The sequence below is a fragment of the Metabacillus mangrovi genome (genome assembly GCF_009711125.1).
GTDB lineage: Bacteria > Bacillota > Bacilli > Bacillales > Bacillaceae > Metabacillus_B > Metabacillus_B mangrovi.
Genome location: NZ_WMIB01000024.1, coordinates 41,542 through 57,477 on the forward strand (window position 1 = coordinate 41,542; position 15,936 = coordinate 57,477).

General features: G+C 47.4%; 21 protein-coding genes. 6 read left to right on the top strand and 15 right to left on the bottom strand.

Features of this window, described 5'->3' with window-relative positions:
• Positions 1-7 precede the first annotated feature (7 nt).
• From GKZ89_RS17525 to GKZ89_RS17570, 10 genes are all read right to left on the bottom strand, one after another.
• Positions 8-586 carry a TerD family protein gene (locus GKZ89_RS17525; RefSeq protein ID WP_155113696.1) on the bottom strand — a complete coding sequence of 193 codons (579 nt, stop codon included), beginning with the start codon at positions 584-586 and terminating at the stop codon, positions 8-10.
• Positions 587-724: 138 nt separating this feature from the next.
• A complete protein-coding gene (locus GKZ89_RS17530) occupies positions 725-1,303 on the bottom strand; it encodes a TerD family protein (RefSeq protein WP_155113697.1) in 579 nt (192 codons plus the stop codon).
• 63 nt (positions 1,304-1,366) lie between these two features.
• Entirely contained in the window at positions 1,367-1,963 is a 597-nt protein-coding gene (locus tag GKZ89_RS17535) for a TerD family protein (protein WP_155113698.1), read from the bottom strand.
• An 867-nt stretch (positions 1,964-2,830) separates the two neighbouring features.
• Positions 2,831-3,904: an ABC transporter substrate-binding protein gene (locus GKZ89_RS17540; RefSeq protein ID WP_155113699.1), complete on the bottom strand. Its 1,074-nt coding sequence runs from the start codon at positions 3,902-3,904 to the stop codon at positions 2,831-2,833.
• A complete protein-coding gene (locus GKZ89_RS17545; protein WP_155113700.1) occupies positions 3,901-4,704 on the bottom strand; it encodes an ABC transporter permease in 804 nt (267 codons plus the stop codon). Before GKZ89_RS17545 ends, GKZ89_RS17540 begins: the two co-directional genes overlap by 4 nt.
• Positions 4,701-5,504 carry an ABC transporter permease gene (locus tag GKZ89_RS17550; protein WP_155113701.1) on the bottom strand — a complete coding sequence of 268 codons (804 nt, stop codon included), beginning with the start codon at positions 5,502-5,504 and terminating at the stop codon, positions 4,701-4,703. The genes GKZ89_RS17545 and GKZ89_RS17550 overlap by 4 nt, the downstream gene beginning before the upstream one ends.
• Positions 5,494-6,600, bottom strand: coding sequence for an ABC transporter ATP-binding protein (locus GKZ89_RS17555; protein WP_155113702.1), 1,107 nt, complete (start codon positions 6,598-6,600; stop codon positions 5,494-5,496). Before GKZ89_RS17555 ends, GKZ89_RS17550 begins: the two co-directional genes overlap by 11 nt.
• Positions 6,601-6,630: 30 nt before the next feature.
• The gene (locus GKZ89_RS17560) at positions 6,631-7,173 is read right to left on the bottom strand and encodes a helix-turn-helix domain-containing protein (protein ID WP_155113703.1); all 543 of its coding nucleotides are present in this window, start codon (positions 7,171-7,173) and stop codon (positions 6,631-6,633) included.
• Between the two features lie 168 nt (positions 7,174-7,341).
• Complete coding sequence (locus tag GKZ89_RS17565; RefSeq protein ID WP_155113704.1) at positions 7,342-7,629, bottom strand: putative quinol monooxygenase; 288 nt, start codon at positions 7,627-7,629, stop codon at positions 7,342-7,344.
• Between the two features lie 12 nt (positions 7,630-7,641).
• Positions 7,642-8,379 (bottom strand): AAA family ATPase, encoded by a 738-nt coding sequence (locus GKZ89_RS17570; protein WP_241680311.1) that lies wholly within the window; start codon positions 8,377-8,379, stop codon positions 7,642-7,644.
• A 113-nt stretch (positions 8,380-8,492) separates the two neighbouring features.
• Between GKZ89_RS17570 and GKZ89_RS17575 the strand changes: the two genes are divergently transcribed.
• From GKZ89_RS17575 to GKZ89_RS17585, 3 genes are read left to right on the top strand one after another with little or no spacing between them, the layout of a single operon-like run.
• The gene (locus tag GKZ89_RS17575; protein WP_155113706.1) at positions 8,493-8,984 is read left to right on the top strand and encodes a DinB family protein; all 492 of its coding nucleotides are present in this window, start codon (positions 8,493-8,495) and stop codon (positions 8,982-8,984) included.
• A complete protein-coding gene (locus tag GKZ89_RS17580) occupies positions 8,960-9,481 on the top strand; it encodes a metallophosphoesterase family protein (protein ID WP_241680312.1) in 522 nt (173 codons plus the stop codon). Before GKZ89_RS17575 ends, GKZ89_RS17580 begins: the two co-directional genes overlap by 25 nt.
• A gap of 42 nt (positions 9,482-9,523) precedes the next feature.
• Entirely contained in the window at positions 9,524-9,925 is a 402-nt protein-coding gene (locus GKZ89_RS17585) for a cytosolic protein (protein WP_155113707.1), read from the top strand.
• Between the two features lie 53 nt (positions 9,926-9,978).
• Here GKZ89_RS17585 and GKZ89_RS17590 read toward each other — a convergent pair whose 3' ends face one another.
• Positions 9,979-10,275, bottom strand: coding sequence for a hypothetical protein (locus tag GKZ89_RS17590; RefSeq protein WP_155113708.1), 297 nt, complete (start codon positions 10,273-10,275; stop codon positions 9,979-9,981).
• A 211-nt stretch (positions 10,276-10,486) separates the two neighbouring features.
• Entirely contained in the window at positions 10,487-10,789 is a 303-nt protein-coding gene (locus tag GKZ89_RS17595; RefSeq protein WP_155113709.1) for a DUF6509 family protein, read from the bottom strand.
• 134 nt (positions 10,790-10,923) lie between these two features.
• Here GKZ89_RS17595 and GKZ89_RS17600 point away from each other — a divergent pair, with 134 nt between their 5' ends.
• Together GKZ89_RS17600 and GKZ89_RS17605 are read left to right on the top strand one after the other, a co-directional pair.
• Positions 10,924-11,091 (top strand): YozQ family protein, encoded by a 168-nt coding sequence (locus tag GKZ89_RS17600; protein ID WP_162357050.1) that lies wholly within the window; start codon positions 10,924-10,926, stop codon positions 11,089-11,091.
• A gap of 617 nt (positions 11,092-11,708) precedes the next feature.
• Positions 11,709-13,031 carry a short-chain fatty acid transporter gene (locus tag GKZ89_RS17605; RefSeq protein WP_155113711.1) on the top strand — a complete coding sequence of 441 codons (1,323 nt, stop codon included), beginning with the start codon at positions 11,709-11,711 and terminating at the stop codon, positions 13,029-13,031.
• 51 nt (positions 13,032-13,082) lie between these two features.
• Here GKZ89_RS17605 and GKZ89_RS17610 read toward each other — a convergent pair whose 3' ends face one another.
• The 3 genes from GKZ89_RS17610 to GKZ89_RS17620 form a co-directional block, all read right to left on the bottom strand.
• The gene (locus GKZ89_RS17610; RefSeq protein WP_162357052.1) at positions 13,083-13,238 is read right to left on the bottom strand and encodes a DUF1540 domain-containing protein; all 156 of its coding nucleotides are present in this window, start codon (positions 13,236-13,238) and stop codon (positions 13,083-13,085) included.
• Between the two features lie 63 nt (positions 13,239-13,301).
• Positions 13,302-13,946, bottom strand: coding sequence for an SDR family oxidoreductase (locus tag GKZ89_RS17615; RefSeq protein WP_155113712.1), 645 nt, complete (start codon positions 13,944-13,946; stop codon positions 13,302-13,304).
• A gap of 132 nt (positions 13,947-14,078) precedes the next feature.
• Positions 14,079-15,035 (bottom strand): SH3 domain-containing protein, encoded by a 957-nt coding sequence (locus GKZ89_RS17620; protein WP_155113713.1) that lies wholly within the window; start codon positions 15,033-15,035, stop codon positions 14,079-14,081.
• Positions 15,036-15,232: 197 nt separating this feature from the next.
• Here GKZ89_RS17620 and GKZ89_RS17625 point away from each other — a divergent pair.
• Positions 15,233-15,936: hypothetical protein (locus GKZ89_RS17625; RefSeq protein WP_155113714.1), on the top strand; the 704-nt coding region annotated here is incomplete at its 3' end.

Here is a 15,936-nt window from a genome sequence, read left to right on the forward strand (position 1 = left end):
CTGCCTCCTATACCTGAAGACCATAGTTCCGGCACAAAGCGGCAAGCCCGCCGGAAAAACCGCTTCCGATCGCACTGAATTTCCAGTCAGACCCATGCTTGTACAACTCGCATACTACCACGGCAGTCTCAATGGAGAAGTCCTCACCTAAATCATAGCGAAGAATTTCTTTTTCTGTCTGCGCATCCAATATGCGGACGAACGCATTGGAAACCTGTCCAAAATTCTGCCGTCTTGCATCCGCATCATGAATGGTTACGGCGATACCGATTTTATCGATGTGAGCGGGCATATTGGCAAAATCGACGAGAATCTGCTCATCATCGCCGTCCCCTTCTCCTGTCCGGTTATCTCCGGTATGCTCTACCGCGCCGTTCGGACTTTTCAGCTGATTGTAAAAAATAAATTCACTGTCATTTTGAACCTTGCCTGTAGCATCTGCGAGAAAAGCCGAGGCATCCAGGTCAAAATCCTGCCCTCCACTGTAGCGGTTTGTATCCCAGCCAAGTCCGACAACCACTTTTGTCAGCCCGGGATTTGTCTTCGTCAAGTCAATCCGCTGGCCTTTAGACAATGAAAGTGCCATAGCAGTCCCTCTTTTCTTTATTTTTTGTTTAAAAAAGGGGCGACCTGCAGAAGTCTGCCCTTTAAAGCTTCACCCATTGGTGATCAGCCATAAAATCGGCAGGCCGCCTGCATTCAGTCACCCCGTTTCAAACGCCGGTTAGACGTTCAAGCCATAGTCGCTGACAAGAGAAGCCAGTCCGCCCTGATATCCGCTTCCGATCGCGCTGAACTTCCATTCAGCTCCGTGACGGTAAAGCTCGCCAACAACAACCGCTGTCTCAATGGAGAAATCCTCTCCAAGATCGTAACGGATCAGCTCTTCCCCGTTCGATTCGCTCAAAATACGCACATAAGAATTGCTGACTTGTCCAAAATTCTGGCTGCGGTTTTCCGCATCATGAATCGTGATCGTGAAAGCAATCTTCTGAATGCTTTCAGGAACGCCTGTCAGGTTCACTTTTACCTGCTCATCGTCTCCTTCACCTTCGCCTGTACGGTTGTCTCCTGTATGTTCAACAGCTCCGTTTGCACCTTTTGTATTGTTGTAGAAAACGAAATCCTGCTCAGAAGCGCATTTTCCATCAGCATTTAAAAGGAATACAGAGGAATCGAGGTCAAAGTCCTGTCCGCCGTCATACTTGTTTACATCCCAGCCAAGACCTACCACAATGTTTGTAAGACCCGGATTGGATTTTGTTAAATCAACTTTTTGCCCTTTAGATAAACTGATTGCCATTTTCATAACCTCGCTTTATTGGAATTTGGTATTCTGCTTAACTATTAATTTACACCTGCATCATTAAACGTAGCGGTTTGCAATTTCACTGATGGACGTATCCTTTGTTCCGTCGCCGATCGCGTTGAACTTCCATTCACCGTTATGGCGGTAGATCTCACCCGGAATCAGAGCCATCAGGCCAGAAAAGTTATCTGTCAGGTTAAAGTGAACAAGCTCGCTGTTGCTGGAGTTATCCACTACCCGGATAAACGCATTCTGAATCATGCCGAAATCCTGCTTACGCTGGACAGCCTGATAAATGTTTACCACAAATACCAATCTATGTATATGTGAAGGTATACGGCTCAGATCCACACGAACCTGCTCATCGTCCCCTTCTCCCTCTCCGGTGAGATTATCTCCGGAGTGCTGCACACTTCCGCATGAGCTTGTCTTGTTTCCGAAATACACTAAATCCTTCTTATCTGTAAGCTTGCCGCTCTCATTCAGCATCAGCACTGACGCATCACAGTCAATGTTGCTGCTGCCTCCGCCAAAGCCAAAGAACCCTCCGCTCTTCTTCACAGGATCCCAGCCCAGCCCGACTGTCAGCGACGACAAACCGGCTCTGCCTTTCGTCAAATCAATTTTCTGCCCTTTTTGCAAGGAAATGGCCATTCTTCAACACTCCTTCCCAGTAATAAATACTCTAAAACCTAACACTCTTGCACATGCAGCCTCTTTGAAGCGCATACAGCATTCCAAGAAAATGATACCACAGAATTTCCAAGGCATTCAACTTTGAGCGACAATGTTCCTTATCATTCAACAGGGTGAATAGGCCCGGTATTGTTTCATACGAATGGGGGAAGCCGGTGGTTTCATTTTTTTTCTGGTTTGGGGTGGTGATGGGGGCGGTGGTGATGGGGGCGGTGGGCAGCGGGTGCCTGTCCCCACTTTCTCTACCGTACTAAAGCTCCGGCACCACCTCTGCAAACCGTTGGGGCAGAAGGGATTGCACGATCCTTCCTCTGTCCCCTGGTGCGGTAAAGCGGTGCGGGACAGGCACGGTGCCTGTCCCCACTTTCTCTACCGCAATAAAGCTCCGGCACCACCTCTGCAAACCGTTGGGGCAGAAGGGGTTGCGCGATGCATCCTCTGTCCCCTGGTGCGGTGAAGCGGTGCGGGTCAGGCACCGCCTATTTGGTACAGGCGCTCAACTGATCAATATGCCGGTATAGGCGGTATAGGCAACGCCAAACTGATCAGTATACTGGTGTGGACGGGACAGGTTTCGCTCGACTTCTAAAATACCGATTGTGCTCTGACCCCACTTTCGCTAAAGCACTAAACCTCCGTCCCCCCTCCTTCACCTCTTTTTACAGCCAAGGGTTCAGTCCATTCTCGCTTGTTCCCCGGGTGCTTTAACGCAGTGGGGGTCAGTGCAAAAAATGCCCTTACTCAAATTACAACCTCACCTCCCCCCCTTCCTCCTCTCTCCCCGCACAAAAAAACAGCCCTCCAAATCAAAGGGCTGCTCTGTGTCTATTTCCGATGCATTTTAAATTCCAAAAACAGCTCGTTGTAGTGGGCGAGCATTTTCTTCCCAAGGTTGTCGTAGACTTCCAGTTTTTCCGTGGTCTCCGCATCCGGGTAAAAGCGCTCGTCTCCGGATATTTCTTCGGGCAGGATGGCGAGAGCTTCTTTATTCGGTGTGGAGTAGCCTACGTATTCAGCGTTTTGGGCAGCTGTTTCCGGGTCGAGCATGAAATTGATGAATTGATGGGCTGCTTCTGGGTTGGCTGCGGTTTTTGGGATGACCATGTTATCAAACCAGAGGTTTGAGCCTTCTTCGGGTACGACATAGTCGAGGTTTTCGTTTTCGGCCATAATTTCCGATGCGTCTCCGGACCAGACGACACCGGCGGCTGCTTCTTCGTTGGCGAGGAGCATTTTGATTTCGTCCCCGACAATGGCTTTTACGTTTGGCGTCAGCCTGTTGAGTTTAGCTTTCGCTTCCTGCAGGTGGGCTTCCTCTGTGTCATTCAGGGAATAGCCAAGGCTGTTGAGTCCCATCCCCATGACCTCGCGGGCTCCGTCTGCTAGAAGGATTTTGTTTTTCATATCCGGGTTCCAGAGGTCATCCCAGCTCGTGATTTCTTTGCCGCCGAGCAGTTCCGGATTGTAGACGATGCCGACCGTTCCCCAGAAATAAGGAATCGAGTACTTGTTCCCCGGGTCGAAGGACAGGTCCATGAAGCGCTGGTCGATGTTCTTCAGATTAGGCAGCTTCGAATGGTCAAGAGGGATGACCAGCTTCTCATCCTTCATTTTGCTGATGGCGTATTCGGAAGGAACGGCAATGTCAAACGTCGTCCCTCCCTGTTGAATTTTTGTAAGCATCGCTTCGTTGGAGTCAAACGTCTGGTAGATGACTTTAATGCCGGTTTCTTCTTCAAACTTGTCTACAAGCTCCGGGTCGATATAGTCTCCCCAGTTGTAGATGGTCAGCGTGTTTCCGCCGGAGTATCCCTGCGAGCTGTTCAGCCGGTCGATGGCTATGTACAGCACAAGGGAAAGGGCAGCGATCACAATGAATGCACGAGTCAGCTGTTTCATTTTCGGATGGCCACTCCTTTCACGCGGTTATTGCGCTGGGTAATAAAGTAATAGCCGATGACGAGAAGGATCGTCACCAGGAAAATCAAGGTGGACAAGGCGTTGATCGTTAAAGAAATCCCCTGCCTGGCCAGTGAATAAATTTCAACTGAGAGCGTAGTGAAGCCGTTCCCGGTCACAAAGAAGGTAACCGCGAAGTCATCAAGCGAGTAGGTCAGCGCCATAAAAAAGCCGGCGAAAATACCGGGTGTGATATACGGCAGGACGACTTTTGTCAGTACTTCTCTTCTGCTTGCTCCGAGATCTCTTGCTGCATCGACCAGGGAAGAGCTCATTTCCTCAAGCTTCGGCAGCACCATGATCACAACGATCGGCACACTGAAGGCGATGTGCGACAGGAGAACGGATGTGAAGCCAAGCTTGATGCCGATCATCGTGAAGAGGATCAGAAATGAAGCACCGATGATGACGTCAGGACTGACAATCAGGACATTGTTCATAGTCAGTAGTGTATTTTTCGTTCTTCTTCTTTTTACATATGTTATTGCAAGAGCTCCAAGCACGCCGAGAATTGTTGAGATGACGGATGACAGAAGGGCAATGATCAGTGTATTCAGCACGATAATCAGCAGGCGTGTATCCTGGAACACTTCCTTATACCAGTCGAGTGTAAAGCCTTCGAATTCTCTCATCGTCCCCCCGCTGTTGAAGGAATAGTACATCAGATAAAAGATTGGCGCATAAAGGATCGCAAAGACGAGAATTAAATAAAGATTGGACAGTTTGCTGTTTTTTCTCATCTTGCGCTCCTCCTTTGATTATTTGTCAGAAGAATGATGACAGCCATCGCGATAATCAGGAAAACGGCGATCGTTGCACCCATTCCCCAGTCCTGAGTGACGAGAAAGTGCTGTTCGATTGCGGTTCCGAGTGTAATGACACGGTTACCGGCAATCAGCCTTGTAATCATAAACAGGGACAGTGCCGGGATGAAGACAGCCTGGCACCCTGATTTGACGCCGGATACCGTCAGCGGAAAAATAACCCGCTTAAATGTAATCCATCTGGATGAGCCCAAATCTCTCGCAGCATCTACGAGTGAAGGGTTCATTTCCTCCAGTGAGTTGTAGATCGGCAGAATCATAAATGGGATAAAAATGTACACGGCAACGAAGATGAAACTGAAGTCGGTGAACAGGATTTGCTGTCTTCCTGCCCCTATAAACTCAAGGAGGTTGTTCGCCGTTCCGTATGTTCCAAAGATTCCAAGAAACGCATATGCCTTCAAAAGCAAATTGATCCATGTCGGCAGAATAATCAGCAGCAGCCAAAGCTGCTTATGCTTTGTTTTTGTCAGCAGATAAGCGGTCGGGTACGCGATGAGCAAGGAAAATACAGTAATCAGGAATGCATACCAGAATGAGCTCAAGGTCATCTGCATATAGACAGGTGTGAAGAAATTCGCATAGTTGGACAGTGTCAGATTGCCTTCTATATCAAAAAGAGAATAATAAAAGATGAGAACGATGGGTGCTGCAACAAACAGCACCATCCAGAGCACGTAAGGGATGAGGTACAGATTGCGCGCGTTAGTCTGCATGGTGTTCCCCTGCGTAGGATTCCAGACGCTTATCGAATTCTTCTTCCGTCTCATTAAATCTCATTACATGTATCGCTTCCGGTTCGAAATCAAGACCGATCTCCTCGCCGACGACTGCTTTTTTCGTCGAATGAACGAGCCACTCATTTCCTGCATCATCATAGCAGCAAATCTCATAGTGAACACCGCGGAACAGCTGGGAGTCTACCTTCACCTGCAGCTTCCCTTCATCTTTCCGGGCGATTAGCAGATCTTCAGGTCTGACGACAATCTCAACAGACTCCTTCGTATGAAAACCTCGGTCCACACACTCAAACCGCTTGCCGGCAAATTCCACTTCGTAATCCTGAATCATCGTTCCTGATACGATATTGGATTCACCAATGAAATCCGCTACAAACCGGTTGATCGGTTCGTCGTAAATATCTGTTGGCGTTCCGCTCTGCTGAATCTGCCCTTTGTTCAGGACAAAGATTTCGTCAGAGAGAGCGAGTGCTTCCTCCTGATCATGCGTGACAAAGATAAAGGTGATGCCAAGCCTGCGCTGCAGCTCCTTCAGCTCATATTGCATCTCCGTGCGAAGCTTCAGATCAAGCGCAGAAAGCGGTTCATCCAGCAGGATGACCTCCGGCTCGTTGACGATGGCCCGCGCGATTGCGACCCGCTGTTTTTGTCCGCCGGACATCCCGGTAATTTCCCGGTTTTCATAGCCTTCCAGGTTCACGAAGCGGAGGGCTTCTTTCACTTTTTCCGTAATCTGGTCTTTCTTCATTTTTTTGATTCTCAGACCGAACGCAACGTTTTCAAATACATTCAGGTGCGGAAAGAGTGCATAATCCTGAAAGACAGTATTCACCTGGCGTTTGTTTGCCGGTACTTCATTAATGACTTTTCCGTCGAAATAGATATTTCCGGATGAAGGTTCAGTAAACCCCGCGATTAAGCGGAGAATGGTGGTTTTTCCGCAGCCTGAAGGTCCGAGCAACGTGTAAAATCGGCCGCGTTCGATCTCAAAGCTCACAGAATCAAGAACCGGCGATGCTTCATCGTATTGCTTCGTTACTCCTTCAAATTGAATAATGACTTCGTTTTTCATAACAGCCTCCTCGTTTAAACAAACGTTTGATTAAAGATAAGAATGTGTAGCTACAAGCAGAATCTCAGAGGATCCGCTGTGTTGATTTGTGATCTGATGTGTATCCGCGGCAGAGAAATAAATGGACTCTCCTTCACACGCCTCATAATAGCGGGAACCGATCCGGATGGAAACGCTGCCCTTCATCACATACCCGAACGTTTCGGAGGATGAAGGTTCAAATTCTTTGAACTCTCCTTTTTCCTTCAGCAGAAGGCGGATCGGCTCCATTTCCTTTTCATTGGACTCCGGAACGAGCCATTGGATGGAATATCCTTTTTCCTCATCCTTATACCCGTATTGATCCTCTTCTTTATAGACAACCTTTTGAACGGCAGCACCCGACTCAAAGAATTTCTCCGGCGTGCAGCCGAGCACTTCCAGAATACTGAAAAAGGTATCCATTGATGGAGAGCTTAAATCCCTTTCAAGCTGGGATATGTACCCTTTGCTCAAGTCCGTTCGCTCACCAAGCTCTTCCTGGGTCAGCCCGCTTTTCAGCCGGAGATTTTTTAAATTTTTCCCAATTTGCATAAATGAACCTTCATTCCTGTTTATTTTAAGTAAACTTTCAGTCACAAAAGTTTTGCATTACCATACTCAAAGTTTATTATAGCCTTTTCTATTATAAGTTTTTTTTCCCGTTTTTCAACTGGAATTTTTATATAAAAAAAACACCGCTGCATGAGCGGTGTGTCTTGCTTAGACCTTATCGAGAAAATGGACTTCCCTGGTTTCAATCAAAGGAGCGATTTCTTCACGGTAAGCTTGGTAGTGGGGGGATGCAATATGGGCATCAACCGCCTCCTGGTCTTTCCAGTTCTCGAAAAAGACGAATACCCCTTTGTCCTCTTTTGAACGGTGAAGGTCATAGCTGATGCACCCTTCCTCCGCTCTCGAAGGAGCAATGGCCTTTTTCATTGCGGCAAACAGCTCCTCTTCCCTTCCTTCTTTCGCTTTCATAATTGCATTAATTGTAATGGCAGACATCGTTTTTCCTCCTCAGTCGTCTTCTTTAAAAATGTCTTCCAGCATTTTCTCGCGGTGATCAAGAAAATACTTGGTGATTTGATAGTGTTCAGTATGCTCGTATTCCGTTTCTGTTATTTCCCCATCTTCAAATAAATAAATCGCTGCATCCGGGTATCCGAGCAAAATGGGTGAATGGGTGGCGATAATAAACTGTGCGTTTTCTTCATTGATCAGGTCATGGATCACCCGCAGCAGGCTGAGCTGTCTTTGCGGGGACAGTGCTGCCTCGGGCTCGTCCAGGAGATAGATCGCCCTGCCCCCAAGGCGGTTTGTGAAAAGGGATAAAAAGGATTCACCATGAGATTGTTGATGCAGAGACTTTCCGCCGTAGCTGTCCAGAACTTGTGGATTCCCCTCACTGGCAACCTGGTCAATATGGCTCGCAAACTGATAAAATGTCTCGGCCCGGAAAAAGAAGCCGTCCGTTGCTTTCGGGAGCCATGAGAGCTGCAGATAGTCGCCCAGATCGGAGTTGGAGGCATCCACTTCATATTGGTTCCCTTTGCTGCCTCCTGCCGTATGGAATCCGCTCTGATACGCGATCGCTTCCAGAAGCGTGGATTTGCCCGACCCGTTCTCCCCGCAGAAAAACGTAACATTTTTGGTGAATTCCAGCTCATTTAAATCCCTTATTGCCGGAATCGTGAACGGATAATGCTGCGGGATAGGGCCGGTGAACGCCTTTAATCGTATACTTCTTAAATACAAACGGGCCGCCCCCTTTTTCTCCATTATACTGAAAGTTTTTGAAAACAGCCTTGTTTTGCTCAAAAGGGGGTATATACTGGGATAACGATGAAAAAATTTGAGGAGGCGTTTCAATGTTTACATCTAAAGAGGAATTCATTCAGGAATGGCAGCGCGAAGCAGAAGCTACTGAAAAAATACTGAACACTTTAACGGATGATTCTCTTAGACAGGAGGTTGCACCAGGCTTCAACCATTTAGGCGGGCTTGGATGGCATATCACGGTCTCTGTCCATTCTATGCTCACACAGACCGGTCTGAATTTCTGCCACCCTGCCCACGTTGAAACAGTGCCAGAATCAGCAGAAGAAATCTCTTCAGCGTACCGGGATACAAGCCGGGCGATGATAAAGGCTGTCCATGAGCAGTGGTCCGATGATTCACTGCAGGAACCCCGTGACTTTTTTGGCAGCCAGCTGCCGCTTCACGCTATTTTACGGATGCTCATTCAGCATCAGATTCACCACCGAGGACAGATGACTGTTCTCATGAGACAAGCAGGACTGCCTGTTCCCGGTGTCTACGGACCAAGCAAGGAAGAATGGATAAGCGCGACCGAAGCGTAATGAAAATTGCAGTCTTATCCGATACTCATTTCCCAAAACGGAGGAAGGCTTTTCCCCCGCAGCTCGAGCGCGATCTGGCACAAGCAGATGCCATCATCCACGCCGGAGATTTTCTGACAGTTGAGGCATTCCGGGAGCTGCAGAAATACGGGCCCCTGCATGCCGTTTACGGAAATGGAGACTGTACAGAGCTGAAAGAGCTGCTCCCAGGCAAGCTGATGCTTGAGTTTGGCAGGTTCCGGGTTGGAGTTGTACACGGCCATGAAGGCAGGGGTGCTTCAACGGAAAAGCGGGCACTGAATGCATTTAAGAATCATAAACCAGACTGCGTCATTTTTGGCCATTCCCATATTCCCATCAAAAAAGAACAGGATGGCCTGCTGATTTTCAACCCCGGCTCCCCTTCTGATAAAAGGCGGCAGCCCTTGTTCTCTTATGGTATCCTGACTCTGGGAGACAAGCTTACGGCAGAGCATGTGTTTTTTGGCCCTCAATAAATGGGTATGCTAAAACGGTACATAATGAAGGAGGATTTACGAATGGAGACATTTACAGTAGGATTTCATCAAGAAGATCAGATGCACAATATGACCGTGCAGCTGCTTTCGGAAGAAGACTTTCAGCAGCACACAGAAGGAGGCACCCGCCACCTTTTCGAACTCGACACGAACGTCGGATTCTTCGTATTTTTTGATGCAGTGGACGAGAAAGGAAAAGAATCATACCTTGTCCTTCGTTACGAAGAAAATGAAGAGGACCCATCTGCATGTTATGGCTTTGAGCTGAGGGATTTTTATCAATTCACAGCCCTTTACCTGAACGACCTCGAATTCAGCGAAGAAGTGGAAACAGCGGGAGAAGAAGAGGAAGTGTATGGACCGGTTCACCATCTTGCCCATCTGATGCACCACATCGTTGAAGAAGGAAAGAAACTGGAATAGAAAAGCAAAAACAGACCTTACTTAAAGATGGAAAGAAGCTCAGAGCCATAGTGCTATGAGCTTCTTACTGTTTCAGAATCCCCGGCAGATTTCAGCTTATCAATATATTCTTTTCCTTCTAAGAGAGAAAGCCCTAAAGTTTGTCTAGCTTTTTTGACAGCTTTAATGTCTTTCCCCTCATTTATTAATTTACGCAGCTCAAGATCGATTGGATTCTCATGCATTTCTGAATCTTTGGCTACTTGATCCACAGTATGTTGCATCCTTTTTACTCTGTCTTCTAGTTTATTCACCTTAGAGGTTAATTTTAAAATAACCAGAAAAAACAGGATAATTACAAAGTATTCCATATATTAGAAGCTCCCTATCCTTATTTTTCGCACTGCACGATGTACGAATCAAAACTGAATTGTATTGTTTCACTAATTGCGTTTCCCTCTCTCACAAAAGGAGTACAAACAAAAGCATATAGCCCAATTAATGAATTGGACTATATGTTTGTGGACTGATTTGAATTGTGAACTCGGAAATCAGACCCATTATGTTCAAACAGGCTGGCTTTCACTCTTGCTCTTCCTGCTCCGGCAGATGCTCCAGGCAATAAGAAGCCACCATGGCCTCTTCTTCCTCATCCAGACCGAAATCAAAGCTTTTCTCTGTTTCTTTTTCATAAAACTGATATTGGGTAATACGGGCACTGCCGTCTTCCATTAGAAAAATCACCCGCAAATAAATGCCATTTTCCGAATACAGCTCATCGTCCTCCGGCACCTCAAGATCCAGAAGAAACTCATACCGCTCTCCCGGCAGAATTCCGAACGGATCTTCAAGCAATTCTGCTTCATGGCTTGTAATAGTAAGCATATTTGGACTCCTCTCACTTTAGCTATACTCGAAATTATACACGAATTAAATTCACTGTGTAAGATTATGAAAATCGGGAAAAAAACCAATGTGCACAGAAAATGAAGCACAGACATCGAAAGGAGCGATTCAGCTTGAGCACCAAATTAACCGAAATGGCACAAGAGGTTGCAGGCAAGTCATTCGATCCGGCCGAAAAAAACCAAGAGCACCATTCCTCAGGGATAGAAGTGACACACGACCAGGTGGGCGACCACTATTCTGCAGGCACAATCGATGAGAAAACAAAGGACAAGCAATAAAAATAGCATGAAATGACTAAGCCCGGCACAGAGCCGGGCTTTTGTCTTTGGACTTTACTTGAGGGACTCTACTTCAGTGCAAATTCCGATAAGCTTTGCCGGCTGATGGGGGGTACGCTGGGGATTGGAGTTTTTACGTGCGGTTCATTGTGAAGTTCGTGCCGATCCCATCTCTTTACGTGCCCGGTCGAAGGATTTACGTGCCGTTTTAAACGGGGTTCGTGCCATTCTCTTTTTGCGTGCAGAAACGGGGGGAGTTCGTGCCGATTCCTTCTGTTTATGTGCCGGATCGGAGGATTTACGTGCCGTTCTAAACGGGGTTCGTGCCGATTCCTTCTGTTTATGTGCCGGATGAGAGGATTTACGTGCCGTTTTGAACGGGGTTCGTGCCATTCTCTTTTTGCGTGCTGAAACTGGGGCAGTTCGTGCCGATCCCATCTGTTTACGTGCCGGATGAGAGGATTTACGTGCCGTTCTCAATTTATCTGATCTTCTTCCGGCTGGTCAGAATTCCCTGCCGAACTCCTTACTCCGCCTGGACTGTCCCAAGATTCCTCAAAGGATATCTTCTTTTGAAAGCGAATTCATATAGTAGAACTTATATGGAGGGATGTATGATGAAAGCATTAATTTCTTTTTCCAACCGGCTGATGCAGCGATACCTGCCCGATCCCTTTCTTTTTGTTATCCTGCTTACGTTTGTGGTTTTGGCGTTTGGTCTTCTGCTCACCCCGAGCTCACCATTGGAGATGGTTCAATTTTGGGGAGACGGTTTTTGGGGACTGCTGAGCTTTACGATGCAGATGGCTCTTGTTCTGGTAACAGGGCATGTGTTGGCGAGCAGCCCCTTTTTTAAGCGGTCATTGAGTGCAATGGCAGGAGCTGCAAAATCTCCGGGGCAGGCCATTGTTTATGTCACGCTCGTTTCAATGGCTGCGAGCTGGATCAACTGGGGATTCGGCCTTGTGATTGGAGCTCTTTTTGCGAAAGAGCTGGCTAAAAAAGTACATAATGTGGACTATCGGCTGCTCATTGCCAGTGCGTACAGCGGATTTGTGATCTGGCACGCCGGTATATCCGGGTCCATTCCTCTTACGATTGCGACAGAGGGGCATTTTACAGCGGATGCAATCGGCGTTATTCCAACAAGTCAGACCATTTTTGCTCCCTTTAATTTAATCATTGTGGCTGTCCTGTTCCTGGTGATTCCCGTTGTTAACCGTTTAATGATGCCTTCCAGCAAAGAGATTGTAACCGTGGATCCTGCTTTGCTGGAAGAGCGGCCGTTTGAGGCGGCAGGGCTTGAAGCAGAAGCACTGACACCTGCTGCGCGTCTTGAGAACAGCCGGATTCTCTCCCTCCTGATTGGGATTATGGGTGTCGTTTTTCTCATCAGCTACTTCGTGTCAAAGGGTTTTTTGCTGAATTTGGATATCGTCAATTTTCTGTTTCTGTTTCTCGGAATCCTTTTTCACGGAACCCCTAAGAAATTTCTATTTGCAGTGAGCGAAGCCGTCAAAGGGACTGCCGGCATCATTATACAATTCCCTTTTTACGCAGGGATAATGGGAATGATGGTGACCTCTGGACTGGGCACAGTCATTTCAGAGGCCTTCGTTTCTATTTCCAACCCGCAGACCTTCCCGATGCTTGCGTTTTGGAGTGCCGGCATCATCAACATCTTTGTCCCTTCAGGCGGCGGTCAGTGGGCGGTTCAGGCTCCGGTAATGATCGAAGCAGCAAAAGCACTTGACGTCCCGATGGCCAAAACCGCGATGGCTGTGGCATGGGGAGACGCCTGGACCAATTTGATCCAGCCTTTCTGGGCCTTGCCGGCTCTTGCGATTGCAGGTCTGAAGGCAAAGGATATCATGGGGTTTTGCGTGTTCGTTCTTCTCGCAAGCGGAGTGGTCATTTCACTTGGACTGCTGCTCTTGTAAAAAGCAGAAAAAAAACAGCCTTCAACGCTAAGGCTGTTTTTCAATCATCCATTATTTCTCCGGTTTAAATGTTCCGCAATCCGTTTCGTGGTTATTCTCGGCTTTGGTTCCCTTATGACTGACTACGTAGATCTGAGTGGCGCCGCATCTGTTTCCTTTTTCATTATAGACACAGTTGTTCACTTCACATAACACGTCCTGAGCCACAGTTCCCACCTCCCGAGCGGTAGTGCTTATTTAATACCCGCTTCGGGAGGTGGGAAAACCGGTTTAGATGGATCGCACTGCTTCCTCAATGCTGATCTCTCCACTGACTAAGTCAAAAGAGCGTTTATACGTATGCTTTTCTGTGAGGGAAGCAGCAATCACCTTCGCTACATCTTCTCTTGGAATAGACCCTCTTTCCAGATTTTCTGCTGCCGAAACTTTACCGGTGCCCGGTTTATTCAAGAGACCGCCCGGACGGATGATTGTGTAATCGAGTCCGCTCCGTTCCAGCTCCTTGTCTGCATAATGCTTTGCAGCATAATATGGGAGAAGGTTTTCGTTCCAGTTCTCTCGGTGATGGGCCTGAAGCGCACTGACCATAATGAAGCGCTGAACCCCTTGCTTTTCAGCAGCCTCAATCAGCTTGCCCGCTCCGTCAAGATCAATCAATAATGTCTTGTCTGATCCTGTACTTCCCCCAGATCCAGCTGCGAAGACAACCGCATCATGACCAATTACAGCTTTTTCTAAATCGGCTGCCGGAGCTTCCAGATCAGCCAAAACCGTTTCAATTCCTTTTTCTGAAAAGGCATCTGCCTGCTCCTGCTTGCGGACCATCGCGACCGGTGTATGCTCCCCGCCCTGTTTCAGAATGTCTACAAGCTGCTTGCCAATTTGTCCATTTGCTCCTGCGACTAACACTTTCATGATTCAGATCCCCTTTCAATTTCTTCGTTTAATATATTGTTTCAAAAACCGTTTCGCAATTCAATTAAGCTGTTTGACCGAACGTGCTTTAGCATAAAAAAGCACCCGGTTCCACCAGGTGCTTTCTTTGTTCTATAATTCTGCTGAGCGAATCCAGCCTGCTTTTCCGTCCGAGAGCTGCAGTCTCAGCCAGAATTCGCTCCCATCGTAAAACTGGCCGATTGGTTCAGCCAGCATTCCTGCTTTCAGCTTCCCGGCTGCAGGATAGGAATTTGAAGCCCCCTCACGGATGACTGCCCCGTTTGAAAACTCTTTGATCAAAACAGGTTCATGGGCATCTTCTGTTTTTACACTCGTATAATTGACCCAGCCTTCACGGAGTTCCCCGTTCTCCCTATACTGTATCTTATACCTTGCCGGATCCGGAAAAGGGAAGTACTGTGCTTTAATGGTCACCGGAGTTTCATAGTTGAGAACCCCAGTTTGCGAGGAAAGAAACGCGTCTTTGTATACTGCAGCTGACTTCGCAATGATCATTGACTTAAAAGCTGTCTTTTCTTTCGGAAGCGTTAGATCCTCCAGCTTAATCCAGCCATTCGAGTACTGCGCACCCTCTGTCTTTTCATAGGAAAGATTGTTATTGGCCTCTACCCAGCGGGTTCCATCGCTTGTCTCTTTTTGATTAACAAACAGAGTATGCCATTGCGGAAGCGCAAATTTGATTTCACCGTCTTCACTCGGCTCGTAGCGGGTCACGGTATCCTTTATCGGCAGAACCTCAAGCGCTTCAATTCCAACTGGCTTTACCTCATTTTCTAAAATCCAGCCCGTAACTTCAGAAGTCCTGATTTTCACCCAATCTTCGCCCGCTGCATTTGTTTTCTCTTCCAGAATTAAAAACTCTTCATACCCGTCTAATTCCAAGGCTTTCCGATTCTCGGCAGAGGCCCCGGTATGTACATCCGTCCCATCTGCGGCAGCTCTGCCAAAGTAAGCCGAACCCGCATCCACCGTCACAGCATTCGTTGTCCCTGAAGCAAAACACAAAACAAGCAAAGCCGCACAAAAAGTACTGAACACCCTCTTCATTCTTTGACAAACCCTCCTCATCTGACTTGTTCGTAACCTTACTGTAACACATTCGTAATATTAAACCCAATTAAATTCCTAATCTAGGATAAAACATGAGTAAAGACTCAGATACGCGGAATTCTATGAGTCTTTCCGATTACGTTTTCCCTATGAGGTGAAGGGAAAATTGCCATTTGTCCGTCCAACGCACTTAATTGGCCGTTGGTAACGCGAATCTGGCCGTTACTCCACTTTATTTGTCCGTGCTGCTCGGTAATTTGTCCGTTCTAATTTATTTGGCCGTTCACCGCACTTATTTGGCCATTGGCTACGTGAATCTGGCCGTTGCTCCACTCTATTTGTCCGTGTGGCTCAGTAATTTAGCCGTTCCGGTTTATTTGTCCGTTCGCCCCACTTATTTGGCCGTTGGCTACGTGATTCTGGCCGTTACTCCCCTTTATTTGTCCGTTAAGCGCAGTAATTTGTCCGTTCCAATTTATTTGTCCATTCATCGCATTTATTGGGCCGTTGGCTACATGATTCTGGCCGTTACTCCACTTTATTTGTCCGTGCGGCTCGGTAATTTGGCCGTTCCAATTTATTTGGCCGTTCACCGCACTTATTTGTCCGCTGGCTACATGATTCTGGCCGTTACTCCACTTTATTTGTCCGTGCGGCTCGGTAATTTGGCCGTTCCAATTTATTTGTCCCCTCACTGCACTTATTTGGCCGTCGGCTACATGATTCTGGCCGTTACTCCCCTTTATTTGTCCGTTAAGCGCAGTAATTTGTCCGTGCCAATTTATTTGTCCATTCACCGCACTTATTTGGCCGTTGGCTACGTGATTCTGGCCGTTACTCCCCTTTATTTGTCCGTTAAGCGCAGTAATTTGTCCGTTCCAATTTATTTGTCCATTCA